Origin of the sequence: Richelia sinica FACHB-800 (genome assembly GCF_014698825.1) — a bacterium.
GTDB lineage: Bacteria > Cyanobacteriota > Cyanobacteriia > Cyanobacteriales > Nostocaceae > FACHB-800.
On the sequence record NZ_JACJTT010000040.1, the window covers coordinates 19833 to 36526 of the forward strand.

Annotated in this window: 18 protein-coding genes; 2 read left to right on the forward strand and 16 right to left on the reverse strand. The window is 42.5% G+C overall.

Annotation, left to right across the window (positions count from 1 at the left end; all coding sequences use genetic code 11):
* The first annotated feature begins 185 nt into the window (after positions 1-185).
* The gene (locus H6G73_RS20450) at positions 186-1859 is read left to right on the forward strand and encodes an FAD-dependent oxidoreductase (protein WP_190607812.1); all 1674 of its coding nucleotides are present in this window, start codon (positions 186-188) and stop codon (positions 1857-1859) included.
* Here the strand turns inward: H6G73_RS20450 and H6G73_RS20455 are convergent.
* From H6G73_RS20455 to H6G73_RS20480, 6 genes are all read right to left on the reverse strand, one after another.
* Positions 1834-3054, reverse strand: a complete 1221-nt coding sequence (locus H6G73_RS20455; RefSeq protein ID WP_190607814.1) for a DUF1501 domain-containing protein — start codon at positions 3052-3054, stop codon at positions 1834-1836. The two genes, H6G73_RS20450 and H6G73_RS20455, sit on opposite strands and share 26 nt — an antisense overlap.
* A gap of 14 nt (positions 3055-3068) precedes the next feature.
* Complete coding sequence (locus H6G73_RS20460; RefSeq protein WP_190607816.1) at positions 3069-4559, reverse strand: DUF1800 domain-containing protein; 1491 nt, start codon at positions 4557-4559, stop codon at positions 3069-3071.
* A gap of 4 nt (positions 4560-4563) precedes the next feature.
* Positions 4564-5037, reverse strand: a complete 474-nt coding sequence (locus H6G73_RS20465) for a Spy/CpxP family protein refolding chaperone (RefSeq protein WP_190607818.1) — start codon at positions 5035-5037, stop codon at positions 4564-4566.
* A gap of 18 nt (positions 5038-5055) precedes the next feature.
* A complete protein-coding gene (locus H6G73_RS20470) occupies positions 5056-5424 on the reverse strand; it encodes a hypothetical protein (RefSeq protein ID WP_190607820.1) in 369 nt (122 codons plus the stop codon).
* Complete coding sequence (locus H6G73_RS20475) at positions 5421-6011, reverse strand: sigma-70 family RNA polymerase sigma factor (RefSeq protein WP_244997493.1); 591 nt, start codon at positions 6009-6011, stop codon at positions 5421-5423. The genes H6G73_RS20470 and H6G73_RS20475 overlap by 4 nt, the downstream gene beginning before the upstream one ends.
* 306 nt (positions 6012-6317) lie before the next feature.
* A complete protein-coding gene (locus H6G73_RS20480; RefSeq protein WP_190607824.1) occupies positions 6318-7520 on the reverse strand; it encodes an AAA family ATPase in 1203 nt (400 codons plus the stop codon).
* Between the two features lie 675 nt (positions 7521-8195).
* Between H6G73_RS20480 and H6G73_RS20485 the strand changes: the two genes are divergently transcribed.
* Positions 8196-8660, forward strand: coding sequence for an Hsp20/alpha crystallin family protein (locus H6G73_RS20485; RefSeq protein ID WP_190607826.1), 465 nt, complete (start codon positions 8196-8198; stop codon positions 8658-8660).
* 144 nt (positions 8661-8804) lie between these two features.
* Here H6G73_RS20485 and H6G73_RS20490 read toward each other — a convergent pair whose 3' ends face one another.
* The 10 genes from H6G73_RS20490 to H6G73_RS20535 all read right to left on the reverse strand — a co-directional run bounded on the left by H6G73_RS20490 (position 8805) and on the right by H6G73_RS20535 (position 16073).
* Positions 8805-9563: a phycobilisome rod-core linker polypeptide gene (locus H6G73_RS20490; protein ID WP_190607828.1), complete on the reverse strand. Its 759-nt coding sequence runs from the start codon at positions 9561-9563 to the stop codon at positions 8805-8807.
* A 96-nt stretch (positions 9564-9659) separates the two neighbouring features.
* Entirely contained in the window at positions 9660-10394 is a 735-nt protein-coding gene (locus H6G73_RS20495) for a phycobilisome rod-core linker polypeptide (RefSeq protein WP_190607830.1), read from the reverse strand.
* A gap of 142 nt (positions 10395-10536) precedes the next feature.
* Positions 10537-11280, reverse strand: a complete 744-nt coding sequence (locus H6G73_RS20500) for a phycobilisome rod-core linker polypeptide (RefSeq protein ID WP_190607832.1) — start codon at positions 11278-11280, stop codon at positions 10537-10539.
* An 11-nt stretch (positions 11281-11291) separates the two neighbouring features.
* Positions 11292-12131 carry a phycobilisome rod-core linker polypeptide gene (locus H6G73_RS20505; RefSeq protein WP_190607834.1) on the reverse strand — a complete coding sequence of 280 codons (840 nt, stop codon included), beginning with the start codon at positions 12129-12131 and terminating at the stop codon, positions 11292-11294.
* A 36-nt stretch (positions 12132-12167) separates the two neighbouring features.
* Complete coding sequence (locus tag H6G73_RS20510; protein ID WP_190607835.1) at positions 12168-12767, reverse strand: HEAT repeat domain-containing protein; 600 nt, start codon at positions 12765-12767, stop codon at positions 12168-12170.
* Positions 12768-12846: 79 nt separating this feature from the next.
* On the reverse strand, positions 12847-13677 hold the full coding sequence (locus H6G73_RS20515) for a HEAT repeat domain-containing protein (RefSeq protein ID WP_190607838.1): 831 nt from the start codon (positions 13675-13677) through the stop codon (positions 12847-12849).
* A gap of 16 nt (positions 13678-13693) precedes the next feature.
* Positions 13694-13933, reverse strand: a complete 240-nt coding sequence (locus H6G73_RS20520; RefSeq protein ID WP_190607839.1) for a phycobilisome linker polypeptide — start codon at positions 13931-13933, stop codon at positions 13694-13696.
* Positions 13934-13983: 50 nt separating this feature from the next.
* Positions 13984-14844, reverse strand: coding sequence for a phycobilisome linker polypeptide (locus H6G73_RS20525; RefSeq protein WP_190607841.1), 861 nt, complete (start codon positions 14842-14844; stop codon positions 13984-13986).
* 136 nt (positions 14845-14980) lie between these two features.
* Positions 14981-15472 (reverse strand): phycocyanin subunit alpha, encoded by a 492-nt coding sequence (gene cpcA, locus H6G73_RS20530; protein WP_190607843.1) that lies wholly within the window; start codon positions 15470-15472, stop codon positions 14981-14983.
* Positions 15473-15551: 79 nt separating this feature from the next.
* On the reverse strand, positions 15552-16073 hold the full coding sequence (locus H6G73_RS20535) for a phycocyanin subunit beta (protein WP_190607844.1): 522 nt from the start codon (positions 16071-16073) through the stop codon (positions 15552-15554).
* Positions 16074-16694 lie beyond the last annotated feature (621 nt).

The following is a 16694-nucleotide window of genomic DNA, read 5'->3' on the forward strand; positions in this document are numbered from 1 at the left end:
ATTGATAAACCCACCTGTACAAATTATTTCCATAATATAACTATATGGTAGTATAATATATAAATATGAATAGCTAGTTAGGGAACAGGTGAGAAAATGACCAATTACCCATGATCAACCTTAACTAGACATCTTGACACTGAGATTATTATCTCTGCGTTCATTCTCCTTTGGGAGTGGAAAAAATGACAACGAATAAAAAACGCTTATTAATAGTTGGTGGTGTTGCAGGTGGGGCTTCATGTGCAGCGCGATCGCGTCGGTTATCAGAAACAGCCGAAATCATTATTTTTGAACGGGGTCAGTTTGTCTCCTTTGCCAACTGTGGCTTACCTTACTATGTTGGTGATGTAATTACAGATGAACAAAAGCTCGTAGTCGCCAATGCAGATTTATTCAAGCAGCGATTTAATATTGATGTCCGTTTAGAAAACGAAGTCCTAGAAATTGACCGAGAAAAGGCTGTAATTACCGTCAAAAACCGCAAAACCGGGGAAATTTACCCAGAAAATTACGATGCTTTGGTACTAGCACCAGGAGCAGCTTCCATTCGTCCACCCTTACCAGGTATTGATTTACCGGGAATTTTTGCCGTTAGAACCATTCCTGATAGTCGTCGTATCCGCGAATGGATTAGTACAAGGGAAGTAAAACGGGCTGTGGTGGTTGGTGGTGGCTTTATTGGTTTAGAAATGACTGAAAATCTTGTACATCGGGGAATTTCCGTCACTTTATTACAAAATCAAACTCAAGTCATGGCTCCCCTTGATCCAGAAATGGCTACCCCAATACATGATTTATTAGTATCTCATGGTGTCACCTTGGGCTTGGGTGACGGTGTGGTAGGGTTTGAGGCCAATGCGGATGGTAGCATTAACGTTATTACCCAATCAGGGGCAACCCACGCCACAGATTTAGTCATTTTAGCCATTGGGGTACGTCCAGAAACCACCCTGGCAAAAGCAGCAGGTTTAGAAATCGGTGAACGGGGAGGGATTAGAGTTAATGCCCAAATGCAAACCAGTGATGAGAAAATTTGGGCTGTGGGGGATGTGGTTGAAGTACAGGATTTTGTCACCAAGGAATGGACATTTATTCCCTTAGCAGGGCCAGCTAATCGTCAAGGAAGAATAGCCGCAGAGGCCATTTTTGGCAGAAATACCCAATTTAGAGGCGTGCAAGGAACATCTGTCTGTGGCATTTTTGGTTTAACAATTGCCACCACTGGTGCAAATGAAAAGACACTCAAACGCTTGGGGTGGAATTATGACAAAGTTTACCTGCATCCAGGGCATCATGTCGGCTATTATCCCAATGCCAAACCGATTAATATGAAATTGCTGTTTTCTCCTGGAGATGGCAGAGTTTTAGGAGCGCAAGCAGTCGGGGAAGCAGGGGTAGAAAAGCGCATTGATGTAATTGCCATGGCAATTCAACTGGGGGCAACAGTATATGATTTGGAAGAAGCAGAGTTATGTTATGCACCCCAATTTGGTGCAGCTAAAGACCCGGTAAATATTGCGGGAATGATTGCAGCTAAAGACTTGCGAGAAGATGCACCCCTAGTACATTGGGAAGATTTGCCTAAGTTAGATGGAATGCTGCTGGATGTGCGAGAAGCATATGAGTTTGCGGCAGGTCATGTAGAAACAGCAGTGAATATACCGTTATCGGAACTGCGTCAGCGCATGGTTGAGTTACCAACCGATCAAGATATTTGGGTATATTGCCAAGTGGGACAACGGGGTTATTATGCTACTCGTGCGCTGCGGTTAAATAATTTTCGGGCTGCCAACCTGAGTGGAGGTTTTAAAACCTATCAAGCTGGGAAATTTAAATTAAACCAATATCTTGTTTGAGTCTGTATTCAGGCAAAATACGATTTATTTTTGCTGTTTCTAAGTTTAAATGACGCTCTAATAATAGGTAAATTACATCACGAAAATCCGTGGTAATCGCTAAGTCTCGTTGTTGATATAGCTGGGAAGTAGATAAACCTGGCCATTCACCGTAAACTTTTCCACCCTTAGTTTGACCGCCTAATACCCACATAACATTACCGTGACCATGATCAGTGCCACCATTGTTATTTTGTCGTAATGTCCGGCCAAATTCAGATATGACAACAATTGTTGTGTGTTGATAAAGATTCCCTAAACCTTGAACTAATGCCGCTAAACCATCTCCCAGTTGCTTGAGATTACCAGCTAGTCTACCTTGAGTGCTGCCTTGATTGACATGGGTATCCCAACCACCTAATGCCATAAATCCTAATTGGATGCTGGCATCTTTGACCATCAGTTGAGCTAATCGTTTAGCATCACCGACAAATACATAAGGTAACGGGGCACCATTGTTTGCAGCTTGCATTTCATCTGCTAAGTTTTTCATCAATGTTTGACGAGCAATCTTACCCTCACGATAGGTCTGACTTAAGCTGTCATTGCCGCTATAGAGTTGGTCAAATCGATTGGCTATCTGCGGTTTGTCTATGGCTAGAGGCTTGCTAGCATTGACACCAGATGCCAAATTAGCTACAGGCATCCGACCAGACAAAATCCAAGGAATAGTTGCCCCCACACTTACTGCTTGAATAGGGCTATGATTAGCGATCGCACTCAACAAGCGATTCATCCAGCCATCTTGAGTCCGTTTATTCCCAGGTGTCCCATTTTCCAAAAACTGTTGAGCATCAAAGTGGGAGCGGGTGGGGTCGTGGGAACCGCAAGCATGGACAAAGGCTAAAGTTTTGTTTTGCCACAAGGGCATTAGTCCAGATAGGGAGGGATGCAAGCCAAACTGACCATCTAAATCCCAGGCTCCATTGTCTTGACCTGGTTGGGGAATGGCAATTTGTGGTCTCGCTTGGTAATAAGCTGCTTCTCTATAGGGAACAACTACATTCAGACCATCAACTGCTCCTCGCAGCAGAATCACAATTAAGCGTTGAGGATGGGGATTTGCAGCGCGAGCTACCCAACCATGATTACCAATGGTGGCAATAGTGGTTGCGGAAAATAGTCCGCCTTGAATGAGGAAATCACGTCTTTTCATGGTGGGATGGGCAACTAACGACGCATAAATTCTGGACTACCTAGAATTAAAGCACTACGAATGTTTTGAGGACTGGAAGCGATCGCATTTTGAGTTTTGGCAGAAAAATTATTACCCAAGGTCTGAGCGAGTATCTCACTATCTACTGGTTTGGCAATATTGGCTTGACTATTTTTGCCTGAGGAAGAAAAAGGTAAACTGCCATTAGCGATCGCTGTGGCAAAATTTAACCGTCGAGTCATGCCATCGGCATTGAGCCAAGCCCCTTGGGTATTTTTATAACCGTCAGGAGTGGGACAACGATAAACGGGCATTCCTAACTGTTGCAAAATATTGACTATTGGACTGACGTTTTTCACCTCCACCCCAGTGGCCCGCACGGAGGAAATTGCATATTGATAGGGAGTTTTAAATTTATTATTGATATTTTTCGCGTCCCAAAACTCAGGACTACGAAAAAGAGTATTGAGGACTGCTCGAATATTGCCGTCAGTAGTTAGATAAGTCTGACTCAGACGTTTTACCAAACTCGTGGGGGGGCGATCGCTGACAAAATACTGTGCTAACTTATAACTTATATGCCTTGCCGTTGCTGGACTCTTTGCCAATATATCTAAGGCTAATTCACCCTCAGCTTTGCCACTACCCTTGATTTTTTGTTTTAAAAAAACCTTGTCACTAAAATCATGATTTTTTGGATAAAATTCAAAGCCAAAAATATGATTACTTGTCTTTTTAGGAGCAATTATACCCCAACCACTCAAAATCTTCGCCAGAGCAGTTACATCTCTCTGAGTGTACCCACCATCCACACCTAAGGTGTGTAATTCCATTAGCTCACGGGCATAGTTTTCATTTAATGGGGAAATTTTACCTGGAGTTGTCTTCCCACCAATCACTCGATTTTGTGAATTATCTAAATAATGTAACATTGCTGGATGATGGGCTGTAGCTCCCAACAAATCACGAAATCGACCTAACACAAAAGGTCGAATTGCTTGTTGTTCATAAGCTCCCACCCAAATATTGCCTACACCTTTACTGGCATCAACATTGAAATGGTTATACCAAAAGTCCACCATTACTTCTTGCAGTTGTCGGGGACTATAAATAGCTCTTAACAACCTTCCCCGCACAGCTTGTTGTAGCAGTTGGTTAGACCGCATTCGTGACAAGCTTTTCTGCATTTCTGTGGGGTCTTTAATGCCGATAGTAGTGGCATAGTCCCTCAGTTGTACAGGGGTCAAAGCCAAAGCATTTAACTGTGACAATTGAACCGACAGACTTGCGGGTTCTACAATTTTCTCTGGAGCCAGTTGCTCTTGAATATAAGCTTCTATACCAACATGTTCAACCTTGGCAATATCTCCCGGACGTGGGCCAAAGCTGAGACGATTAATAATATGTAATATCTTGGGGTCAACTGGTGGAGAATCTGCCTGAACAGGATTAATAACTGTCAGTAATATAAATACAGACAATACCAAATGTTTAGGCTTTAACATAGGTTCAATTTGGTTGAGAGGAAATCGCTTGACGACGAGCTTTGTACATAAACTCAACTAGCTTTTGTCTTTGGTTGGGAGTTAAAATCTCTCTGATGGCCAGATTATTTTCAAACTCTGCATCTGCAAGTTGCTGTCGCAAATTCTTAATTTGATTAAATTTCTTTCGCAATTGAGCCTGGGTAGCAGAACCAGCCATCATATTCATTAACTCCTGTTGTGCTTGACGCAATGCCTTAATTTTGGGAGTCATTTTTACTCTGGCTTGATTACTGATTCTTTTAATGCGTTCCACTTGTTGGGGTGATAAATTCAGTTCTTTGAGCCATCCATTAACTTGTGGGGAATTGAGCTGAGGTTTGTTGGCAATAGTTTCAGCCACTGCTTGAGGTGAAACAAGATGAGTTTGGGTGATAGCGAGAGTACCTCCCACACTCATCACCATCGTCGCTAAAACCGGAAGATGACGTAACCACATTAGCAATTTACTCCTTGGTTATTGGTATTGATTACTGACTTCTGTCATTTGGAAGGTGTCGCTATGAGCACTGTCAGTGACAACAGTGTGCCAATTATCTTCCATGAATTTTTCTAGGTTATTAAGTTCCTGGAATTTGTTTTGCGTATCAGCTATTTGTTGTTCAGGAGTAGTTAATGGCTCATTCAAGAGGATGGTGAAAGATCCAGCAAAAACCAGGAATGGAACCAACCAAAATCTCAAACTATGTTGCTTTTTCTGAATGGGTATAGCTTGGACTTGAGATAAAATGCGTTGAGCCAATTGTGGATCAGATGGAGGAACTGGGGGACGATTTTGGCGGAGGAAATTCACTAAATCTTCATCATCATCGCTAAATTTAGTCATAGTTGCACTCCTTGTTGTTGGAGAAATTGACGCATTGCAGCACGCGCATGAAACAAACGTGACTTAACTGTACCGATGGGAATATCTAGTATTTGCGCTACTTCTTTTTGAGGAACTTCTTCTAGGTCATGTAAAACTAAGATAGTACGGTGGTCAAAGCTGAGATGAGCTAGCCCTTTTTGGACTAAATCTTGATAGTGCAAATTCAACAGGTTGGGCGCTTCCTGTTGCTGAGGAGTCTTTTCACTGAGATTTTGTATTTGCTCTCGTCTTTTCATCTCTGCCTGTCGCTGATCATAAGCGAGATTCCAGGCAATACGATAGAGCCAAGTTGAGAATTTTGATGTTTGGCGAAATTTTGGTAAACCTTTCCAGGCTCTTAAAAATACTTCCTGTACTAAGTCATCAAGATAAGAAGGTCCACAAAGTTGAAACAGAATTGATCTGACTCTCTGTTGATGACGACGATAGAGCTTTTCATAGCTTTGGGTGTCGCCTTGTAAACATTTTTGAATATGGAAATTATCGCATTCACAGCTAGAATTTTCGGCTGGGAATTGACTATCTTGGGAAACCTGGATTGGCACGCCTAACACCTGAGGTATTCTCCTATGCGTTTTTTTGAGTCGCAATTAGTTAGACTCTCACAAAATAGGAAAAGTTCAAGTCATTAGTGAAAAAATAGAGAATGCCAAGATGTTAAGCCGGTAGGAGTAAGAGTTAAATCAGCATTTCTTAAATCTTGGCAAATCTCTTAGTCAGCTCTGATATTTAGACCGGGGGGATGTGTGAAAGGTTCAAAATTTTTTTATTATCTGGTTCAAAATTGATTAACCCTGACTCCATCTAGGTTCCTGTCTCTTGGGACTGAGAATGTCTATAAAATCTGGTACTTAAACAAATCGCTGAGTAAATTCGCACATTAAATCTACCCTACCTTTCCGTAACATAGCTGGATCTAACCGTTCAGTGGTATTACAAGTCATAAGGATCACTAAACGCTGCTGAATTTGTATTCCCATTTCATCGATGACGCTTTGATACAAAGTTCCATCTAACAACGCCAGTATATGTTCGGTTTTGTTGTTGTATTGTGCAACTTCGGATGAGCGGTCTTGTGCTAAGTTATCAGCTTCATTAATGATGATACAGATGCGCTCTAAATAGGTGGGTGGGACAAAGTTGGCGATCGCATCATGATCTAAAATAAAAATCACATACCCCAACGGTACTAAAATTTCCTTGGCTACAGCTTGAGTCCACGCAGTTTTTCCCGTTCCCGGTTCTCCATGCACTACCACAGCTAATTGATTTTGATTCAGAACTGCTTGCTGTACTGAGTCGGTAAAACTCTGGATTTCCTGCGGAAAAGAGCGAATTAAAAATTGGCTATGTACTTTACCTACTCGATTTTGATATCCACTCAGCATCACCGCTAAATCATAAGTGGCCTTATTAATAAAGGGTGCTAGCTGTTGTGCCATTAAAGTATATTGCCTTCTGCCGCGATCATAAGGATCTATCTGTAGCCAAATATCATGTTTAGACCAATAGGCATAAACTGTATTAATTACATCTAGTCTTTCCCAACTTACAAACTTTTCCACAGGGAAATAAAAATCCCTCTCGGAGTAATATTGGGTAATGATGTCAGGACGACCTAATAACTTTAAAACACGCAAAACAGTAATTTCTTGCAACAAATTCAGCACATAATCAATGGGAATACTGTTGCGGCTCACAAATTGGACAAGAGGTGTTTCCGTGCTCAAAACATCTTTGTAGCGGTGATCCGGCATGAGCGGCTCTGGTGTAATATAATTCCAGAACTTCTGCCATTCACCACGAGTATAATCAGAAGCCAAATTTAAAATATTTGCCCACCAAGCATACTCTTTTCTTGCTAAAGCATCAGCATAGTAACTAGCTAAATTAATACTTTTTTGTCCTAACTCCTGGGTATCGTGACAAATAATCTGCCAAAAATAGCCTAAATCAAAGTCTCTATGAAATGGTCTCCATCCACTGGAGAGCAAATTTTGACGGTTGTTATTTGCGGAATTGCTTTCATTACCACGAAAATAATCAAAATCCATAGTGATGTTCTGTAATATTAGTTTTATTTGATACTAGTAATGTCTTTAAGCTTTTTTGTACTATAAATCAATATTTTGCAAGTTGGTAGAGGAACAATACACATGCAGGCCAGTCCACCCCACTAGTAAAACTACACAAACTTGGACTCCTCATGGTTTTCACATGCGAACTGGCTTGTTCTCTGCCACCTTAGGGTGAAAAGACAAATACCTTCAATCACTTAATATAGCTAGTAAACAGCAAATAAAGTACACATTTAGACAAATGTAGGGAATATAAATAGACATTAATTAAATAATCATATACTTGTGTACTACAGTTTATTACATACGTATATTATTGTCAAGTGTCCTCAGTTAATCATCCTAAAATTGTGGATTATCTGTGTAGTTTATTCATTTTTTATAACCATGAAAATTACCTATTTCTTTGATTTTCCAATCAAAAAATCAAATTATAGCCAAACTTATCTAGCTTTAGTTGGGTTTACCGAACCAAAATAAATACGGTTTGCCACACCTATATGAAATGAGTTTTTTATGTTCGGTTATTATCATTAAATCAGTGATAAAAGCCGAATTTACATTCATGTTTTCAGTTCATAAGATAATAAGCACAGGCAAGATTGAACTCCCAAAAATAGTTAATACCACTCAAAGAAGGAAGAAAAAAATATGTTGATTCGCTATAACCCTTGGCAAGAATTGACCACCCTACAACGTCAACTGGATCGTTTATTTGAAGATCCCAAAATACCATCTCCATTATTTGATAAAAATTGTGTGAAAGTCCCTGCGGCTGAATTAGCAGAAACTGAAGATGCAATTCATCTGAAACTAGAATTACCAGGAATAGCAGCTAAAGACATAGATGTACAAGTAACTGAAGATTCTGTTTCTATTAGTGCTGAAAGAAGAACTGCAACTGAAACAGAAGAAAAAGGTGTGAAAAAGAGTGAGTTTCACTATGGTAAATTTCACCGAGTAATTCCTCTACCTACCCTTGTGCAAAATACTAAAGTTGAAGCAGAATACAAAGACGGTATCTTGCATTTACATCTGCCAAAGATGGAGCAAGAAAAGCCCAAGGTTGTGAAGATTAATTTAGAGCAACCGAAAGCTGAAGGGTCTAAGTTTTAGTTTTTGGCAAAATTAGCCATAAAACTACTGGGTCTAGTCTCCACTTAACATAACGTCAAGATTACAGTTAACCCATTAATCTGTCGTTATATTAATGCAAAAACCAGACCCAGTATTAAATTTTAGATTTTCACACTGTTGACCTTAGCGTTTCCGATAGGGAACTGCATTGAGGTAATCAATGTCAAAAGAAGATAGTTTTTGAGCGTAGTTGCCCTTACCAGCGAGAGAAGCAGCTAAATCTGCAAACTTGCGAGGATCGCCTTCTGCCAAACGACGCTCTTGGAACTTCTGAGTGTAGAATTTTTCCAAAGTAAAGCGCCAGTCGGTTCTGACTGTACCTGCTGTTTCTTGGAAATCTGTGCCGTAGCGAGGAGTGACCAAGTTGTAGGGACGACCTTCTAAACGCTTGCGTTGGTAGGGTACAGTGTTATCACCAAAGTTGGTTGTGTATTCTTCGCTGTCTAATAAAGCATCAACGAAACCGCTGAAACCTTTGGTTCCAATCACAATAGACCAAGCGATCTGCTCATCTTTGTTGTAAGAGGAACGGCCTAAAAAACGCTTTAAGGTGATGTCTACTAAACGGTAGTTATTATTAACAGAAACCACGAGGCGATAGAAAGCCTCAGATTTAGCTAAACCTCTGATAAAGTCACGCACGGACAAAGAACCGTTTTTCAGTTGAGACTCCAGAGTAATTTGACGGTTGAACTTGAGAATCTCATGTTCGCTGAAAACTTGACGATAAGCCGCCCAAATGATGTTTTGGATATCAGTGTAAGAACTAACATCTTCAATGCGGTAGATGTATGGGGTATCTTCATCTATGTCAGCTACACCAAAGCTGCTGACGCGATGATTTTGTGTGGTTGGCTTGTAATCAAGTAATGGTAGTGCCATGCTACGTTTTTCCTTGTGTTAACAAATTATAAGTTTGCGACTGGAATGAGGCTTGATTTCTCAAAACCTCACTCCTGCTTTACTTATTTTCTCGCATTAGGGTAAGTAGCCAGAGTTAATTCCGAACCAATTTAGTACGACCAAGAAGGCGACACCTGCGGTAATTGCCAGTAATACTGCTGACAATGCCGCCAAATCGACTTTTTGTCCAAATGGTTGGGGTAAAAACCCGTACCATTGGGTGCCATACCATTTTTTGCGGATGATACCAGCGCGATCGCGATAGTCCGCACCATAGCGAGGAGTAAAGCTAAAGGGCCGGTCTGTGGTCATACGTTTACGCTGATAAGGTACGGTGTAGTCACCAAAGTTTTCTTGGTACTCTGCACTATCAATCAAGGCATCAACAAAACCACTCCAACCTTTTGTAGCTATTTGAATCGACCAAGCAATTTCTTCTTGACGATTGTAAGGAGCACGACCCAAGAGTCGTTTGAGGCTCATTTCTACCAGGCGATAGTTGTTATTGGGTGTAACGACTAGCTGGTAAAATCTGGCTGATTTAGCTAACCCGCGAATAAAGTCTTTAACCGTGATTGACCGATTTTTTAGTTGAGTTTCTAAACCAATCTGGCGGTTAAATTTGAGAATTTCCTGTTCGTTGAAGAGTTGGCGATAGGCTGCCCAAATCAGTTGGTCAATTTCGCTGCTGGAGTTAGCAGTTTCCAGACGGTAGATATAGGGGCTATCGTCATTGCTATCTGCCGTACCAAAGCTATGAACTCTTTGATTTTGGGCTGTAGGCTTATAGTCAAGTAAGGGTAAAGCCATCTTGAAAATCTACCTTTGCTACAAATTTGGCATCTGAGGCAGGTCTTCAGGTTGGTAAACGCAGGCATCCTTGAAAAAAATAAACCTGATGATCCTTAATGAACCTTTGTAAACCTATAGCCACACACCACCTGACAACGGTTTATCGCACGGGGAAGCCAGCACTAGGATTAATGGAAACGGGAATACCTTGAGGAACAGCTGGCCGCGTTGTGTCAGGGATTTTGATGTTGGCGGTACTGACTGGCGTATAGGTCACTGTCTTAATATTAATGGAATTCGCCATTGCCAAAAAGTTTTTAATGTCACCCCATTTGTAACGTGCGTCTTCTAATTTGTCGCGCCAGTAGTTACCGTAGCGGGGTGTGACTAAATTAAAGGGTCTGTCTTTATAACGTCTTCTTTGATAAGGGACGATGTTCTCACCAAAGTTAGAAGTGTATTCTTCTGAATCTAACAGAGCATCAACAAAACCACTCCAACCTTGGGTAGCAATTGTGATTGACCAAGCTATTTCTTCGTCTTTGTTATATGGTGCACGACCTAAAAGACGCTTGAGGCCAATTTCTACGAGGCGGTAGTTAGAGTTGGACTCAAACACTAGGTTTTGGAAAGCTTCTGACTTAGCCAAGCCACGAATGAAATCGCGAACGGTAATGGCTTTGTTTTTTAATTGGGATTCTAAATTAATCTGACGATAAAATTTGAGAATGACGTGTTCGCTGAAAACTTGGCGATAGGCTGCCCAAATCAGTTCTTCAACTTCACCAGCGAAAGCATAGTCTTCTATGCGGTAAATTCTGGGGGTGTCTTCGTTGGGAACTTCGTAGCCTTCTACACGTTGGTTTTGTGAACTGGGCTTGTAATCAAGTAAGGGTATGGACATAGTGGTGAATCTTAATTCAGGGGATTGCCAGGAATGTAACGATAAGGCAGGGCGACTGCTACAGGTTTGACAGTTACTACTTCTTTGGAAGTTGTCCGAGAAGTGTCAGGAATATCTAAGGTGCGGACTTGGGATCTAACGGAGTCGATGGTGCGTTGATAGTTCCGTTCACCGGTGATGATTTTTCCTGCCATCGCAAAGAAGTTGGCGGGAACCGCGCGACGAATATCAGCGGTGGTGGCGTAACCAGTGGTGCGGGCGCTGTAGAAGGAACGACCACCGAGGAAAATTAAAGTTTGGCGATCGCGCCAGTAGCCGTCATAACGGGGGTTAACCAAGTTAAAGGGTCTGTCTTGGTAACGACGACGTTGGAAAGGTACGATGTTATCACCAAAGTTTTGCTGGTATTCGTCAGAATCCAACAAAGCATCGATGAAGCCATGGACTCCTTTGGTGGCAATCACAATAGACCAAGCAATTTCCTCGTCTTTGTTGTAGGCCGCACGTCCTAAAAACCGCTTTAAGATGATGTCTACTAAGCGGTAGTTAGAGTTGAGTTCTGCTACTTGAGTGCGGAAAACCTCTGATTTACCTAAACCCCGAATGAAATCACGAACGCTAATGGCCCGATTTCGCAATTGGGATTCTAGGGCTTTTTGGCGATAGCTGGATAAAATTAGGTGTTCGCTGAAGATTTGGCGATATCCAGCCCAAACAATGCTGTCAATATCTGCATCAGTTGTATCAGCATTGAGGCGATAAATAGTTGGGGTATCTTCGTTAGGAACTTCGTAACCTTCTACACGCTGGTTTTGCGTAGTAAATGGATATTCTAGCAATGGAATTGACATCTTGACTTTTACCTTGTTTTATGGTACTCAAGCATTCTATTGGGTGTAGGCCAATCGAACACGGGCGCGAACGGCTTTTTCACGATCGCTGTGCAGCATATCTGAGAATTTTGCCACAATGGTTTGCTGTACTTCTGGTACTTTGGCCAAGGCTTGTAAACCCACTACTGCCGCATAACGAATTGACCAATCTGCATCTTGGGAAATAAACAGCAGTGCTTCTAGGGCACGATTGATGGCTAATTGACGTTGGGAAACATCTAATTTGTGCCAGTTGAGGTGGCCTAGTCCTTTAGCAGCAGCACGACGTACACTAGGCGCAAAATCAGTAGCAGCAGTTGAGATTAAAACATCTAAAGCACGGGGGTCAGCGATCGCGGCAAGAGTGCGAATCGAATAAGCCCGTGCGCCATAGTTATAATCATCAATTTGATTCAGCAATTCTGGAACGGCTAAGTCACCAAACTCTGTTAAGGCAGCTACCGCCACTGCGGCGGCGGCTGGGTTGTTGTAACCAAATACCGCGATGAATGTAGGAATTGCTGCTGGATCTTTGGCTGCTGCTAAGTTTTTGACCGCCGTCACCATTTGGTTGGGTGTGTCTGCCTGATTAACGGCACGAATTAGTTCATTCATTTGTCAGTTGCCGATTGTCGGTTGCCAGTTATTAGCTGTCAGGGGCTGTTGCAACTGACTACTAACGACTGACCACTGACTACAAGAGTGAATCCATCAAGTTCATGACCCGAATTGCCTCTGGGGAAATACTAGGATTATCCAACTCATCAGGCAGTTGATTTTCTAGCAATCCTTTCAGGGCAATGAGTTTGAAGCTATTTTCTACCTGAGCCTGGGCGATCGCATCAGCCGCCCCTAGATACCCAATGGCCCCCAAGTCCCCTAAAACAACACGCCGTAACTTCAGATCGCCATCAGCCAACATTTTCACTAAAAATTCCCCATATACTGGGTCTTGTGTCAGTTGGTATAAGGATCTGGCGGCGGCGCATTGCACTCGTGGCAATGGGTGTTCCAGAAACGGCCGAATGAGAGAAATCGCCTCAGTTGCGCCAATGGCACCTAAGGCTTCTAATACTGCTTCATAGGGTTGGGTGAGATGGGGGCGACCCGGTACTTGCACGGCTTGAGCCACACCCCCATCTAATAGCTGGATTAATTTTGGTACTGCACTTTTGTCGCCAAGCAGGGCCAAGGATTCAGCCGCAGCTTCGCGCACATAAAAGTCTGAGCATTCCAAACATGTAATCAAACCTGGAACAGCTTTACAGTTTCCCAATTTACCTAAAGCTCTGGCTGCATTCCGACGGAGAGGATAGCCACCTAATTCTGTTCTATCGGCCTCATCTTCGAGGGCTGCAATCAGGGCATCAACAGCTTCTGGCTGACTGACGCGATTTTTACCCAACCACCATGCAGCATAATAGCGGAGACTTAAATCTGAGGATTGCAGATTAGCGATCGCCCCTTCTGGTGTCAGCTGTGTCCCATTATCGGCAGAATATTCTTCCGTACCGGTTTCTATCATTGCCAGGACAAGGGTTTTATTCTGCTGCGCTTAATGGTTCAATCTTGACGATTTTGCCACCAAGACGGCTAATCCGTTGCATCTCTTCATTCATCCGGCTATAGGGAACAGTGATAAAGATGCTACCGCTGTTCCGAATGCTGAATTTATTTTTGTCGCTTTCTGAATTTTGTCGTAGTCCGACAACTTCGTAACGGAATACTCGGCTAGCAGATGAAGAAACGCTACCAGCACCAAGTGTGGTTTGACCGAACATTACTTCTATATCTCCTAATGATTGAGTTTGTCGGTGAACAACACCTAACCTTACGTGGACGTAATGCTGACGATTTTACCGCCTTGCTTGTGGATTTGCTGGATCTTGTCAGAGAGTCGCTCGTAAGGTACGATAAAGGCTGTGCTGCTCCGCCGCACGCTGGGGTAGCCTGGATTGCGAAGACCTGTAACTTCAACGCGGTAAACGCGATCCGATGCCCCTACGCCATTACCTAAATTTTGTTTGGGTGCTATATCCGCAGAAGCACGGAATCCCCAATTATCGTTGCTGCCAGAAGGACCTACGATGGAAGAGGTTGTATTGCTGGCTAATTCCCGCGCTAACCGAGAACGAGTTCCTTCTACTTGAGCGCGATCGCTATTAGCATAACCACGATATAACCGGAAAATCCGATTAAATCCAGCAATTTTTTGACCTGGTTGTGTTTCAAATCCACGATAGTAAGGTACAACATTATCGCCGAAACTGTTTTGATACTCCTGAGAATCAATGTAGGAGTCAATTTCTGCATCGTACCCTTCATTAATATACAAGTCGAGGTGGTAAACCACTTCAGACTCATCATAGGGAGCGCGACCCAACAAATGTTTATAGTTGAGTTCGATCAGCCGAGTTTGGAAGCTGTTGTAGAAGAACTTGGCTTTGTATAACTCGGACTTAGCAACACTACGGACAAATTCCCGCACTGTCAGATTGCCATCCCGCAGTAAAGATTCTGCACTGACAAGACGATCAGATGCCAGGACATAATCATTACCTAATACTTGCCGATAAACGGCATTAATTACCAATTCTACTTCTTCTCTACTGGCGTTGGGGCGCAGTTCAACGCGACGTGCCTCGCTAAAAGGCTCTGTTCCCAGCCTGGATGCTGCTGTTGTAATTGCCATGGTTTCCCCTTTTTTATTTACACTGCGCTTCCTGGTACCGAGTGCAGTATTTCTACATAAAACTATGCCCGGAACGAGATGCAACTGCTAGGTGACTTCATCCAGCACTTGTACCCCTCTCCGGGCATGATGCTATCTAGCTGAGAGCGTTGATAGCGTAGTCGATGTAGGTGTTAGCTTCGTTAGCAGCTTGACCGCTCAAGCCATGGTTAGCTTTGATGTACTTCAGAGCTTCTACGTACCAGCTGGGAGACAAATCAAATGCGCTGTTGATTTCAGCCAAACCAGCAATTAGGTATTCATCCAAAGGACCAGTACCACCAGCAACCAAGCTGTAGGTGATGATGCGGAGGTAGTGACCAACGTCACGAGCACACTTAGCTTTACCACGAGCATCAGAAGCAAACTGATTGCCAGGGGTAGAGGTGGTGTAGGGGAACTTTTGGTATACAGCTTGGGTTGCACCGTCGATTAAAGATTGAGCCTTGGAGGTCAATACACGAGCAGCGTCTAAGCTGTCACCAGCGCGGTCAAAACGACCTCTAGCTGCTTGTAATTCGGTGTTGCTTAAGAAACGTCCTTGGGTGTCAGCAGCTGCAATAGCTTCGGTAATTGGGGTCTTAACCATGATGTAAAATCTCCTGAAGTAATTTGTATTTTTGGCCTAGATACCTAAATTGCTTAGGTCTGATTTATTGGTGTTGCTATTACACAACAGCAGCAGCAGCACGGTCAAAGTAGCTAGCTACTTCAGAAACTAGAGAAGAGCAATCGCCTTTGCTGATACCATTGGGATCGTTAACAATGCTGATAGCAGCTTCTTTCATTTTTTGAACGCCAACAGCTACGGAAGAACCAGGAGTACCCAATGCTTGGTAGGTTTCGCGTAAACCGTTCAAGCAACGGTCGTCTAGAACACTAGCATCACCAGCTAATGCAGCGTAGGTAACGTAGCGCAGGATGATTTCCATGTCGCGTAAGCAAGCAGCCATACGACGGTTGGTGTAAGCGTTACCACCAGGAGCGATCAACTGGGGTTGTTCTTCAAACAAAGAACGAGCAGCGTTGGTAACGATCGCAGAAGCGTTGCTTGTGATGCGGTTAACAACGTCCAAACGCTTGTTGCCTTCTTTAACTACTGCTGCCAAAGCATCGATTTGTTCGCTGCTCAGGAATTCGCCTCTAGCGTCTGCTTGAGAAACAACCTTGGTAAATACATCTAATGTCATGGACTGTGACTCCTAATTTACTGAGTTGAGAGAAGTTTTTGATTGAAAATGCCAATATTTGGAGCAATTGGTCATAGCTGACAACAGACTCTAACTAAACTGCCTCTATCTTCGTCTCACTCTTACTTCCTCTGATGAATCATCAGAAATTATGAGAAACAGAGACAGGTTTATGAGAAACAAGCAAACTTTTGTGGATTGGTTGACTCGTTTAACTTTGGTCTGTTGTTTAACCCCTCCAGCTTATGTTTATACACTGCTATAGAGCCTTTATTTGTTACAAATTATGAATAAATAAGTTACAGGAATAAGAAAAGCCTCAAAACCTTTACATATAAGGACTGTGCCTGAGAAAAGTGGCGGTTTTTCTTAACATTACTTCATAAACAATTGCTTTCACGAAGGTCTTAAGTAATTTCATCTTTTTTTTAAATTCTCAAAAACACTGATTACGTAAGATTTATGAGTTGTAATATGTCTTGAGAGGTAGAAGGTTTTTTATTACAAAATACAAAGTTTATATTTCTAAATATTGCTTGAAGTTACTTTATTTTTTGATTTGAGCTTCGGAAAAGGACTAATCAATAGGTCAAATAAATTAGGCAAAAATGCGAAAAATTG

Coding starts and splice junctions, on each gene's coding strand:
- H6G73_RS20490 (WP_190607828.1), bottom strand. CDS start 9,563: ATGGCACTACCATTACTTGATTACAAGCCAACCACACAAAATCATCGC.
- H6G73_RS20455 (WP_190607814.1), bottom strand. CDS start 3,054: ATGAAAAGACGTGATTTCCTCATTCAAGGCGGACTATTTTCCGCAACC.
- H6G73_RS20485 (WP_190607826.1), top strand. CDS start 8,196: ATGTTGATTCGCTATAACCCTTGGCAAGAATTGACCACCCTACAACGT.
- H6G73_RS20510 (WP_190607835.1), bottom strand. CDS start 12,767: ATGAATGAACTAATTCGTGCCGTTAATCAGGCAGACACACCCAACCAA.
- H6G73_RS20465 (WP_190607818.1), bottom strand. CDS start 5,037: ATGTGGTTACGTCATCTTCCGGTTTTAGCGACGATGGTGATGAGTGTG.
- H6G73_RS20450 (WP_190607812.1), top strand. CDS start 186: ATGACAACGAATAAAAAACGCTTATTAATAGTTGGTGGTGTTGCAGGT.
- H6G73_RS20470 (WP_190607820.1), bottom strand. CDS start 5,424: ATGACTAAATTTAGCGATGATGATGAAGATTTAGTGAATTTCCTCCGC.
- H6G73_RS20500 (WP_190607832.1), bottom strand. CDS start 11,280: ATGTCCATACCCTTACTTGATTACAAGCCCAGTTCACAAAACCAACGT.
- H6G73_RS20495 (WP_190607830.1), bottom strand. CDS start 10,394: ATGGCTTTACCCTTACTTGACTATAAGCCTACAGCCCAAAATCAAAGA.
- cpcA (WP_190607843.1), bottom strand. CDS start 15,472: ATGGTTAAGACCCCAATTACCGAAGCTATTGCAGCTGCTGACACCCAA.
- H6G73_RS20460 (WP_190607816.1), bottom strand. CDS start 4,559: ATGTTAAAGCCTAAACATTTGGTATTGTCTGTATTTATATTACTGACA.
- H6G73_RS20515 (WP_190607838.1), bottom strand. CDS start 13,677: ATGATAGAAACCGGTACGGAAGAATATTCTGCCGATAATGGGACACAG.
- H6G73_RS20525 (WP_190607841.1), bottom strand. CDS start 14,844: ATGGCAATTACAACAGCAGCATCCAGGCTGGGAACAGAGCCTTTTAGC.
- H6G73_RS20535 (WP_190607844.1), bottom strand. CDS start 16,073: ATGACATTAGATGTATTTACCAAGGTTGTTTCTCAAGCAGACGCTAGA.
- H6G73_RS20480 (WP_190607824.1), bottom strand. CDS start 7,520: ATGGATTTTGATTATTTTCGTGGTAATGAAAGCAATTCCGCAAATAAC.
- H6G73_RS20520 (WP_190607839.1), bottom strand. CDS start 13,933: ATGTTCGGTCAAACCACACTTGGTGCTGGTAGCGTTTCTTCATCTGCT.
- H6G73_RS20505 (WP_190607834.1), bottom strand. CDS start 12,131: ATGTCAATTCCATTGCTAGAATATCCATTTACTACGCAAAACCAGCGT.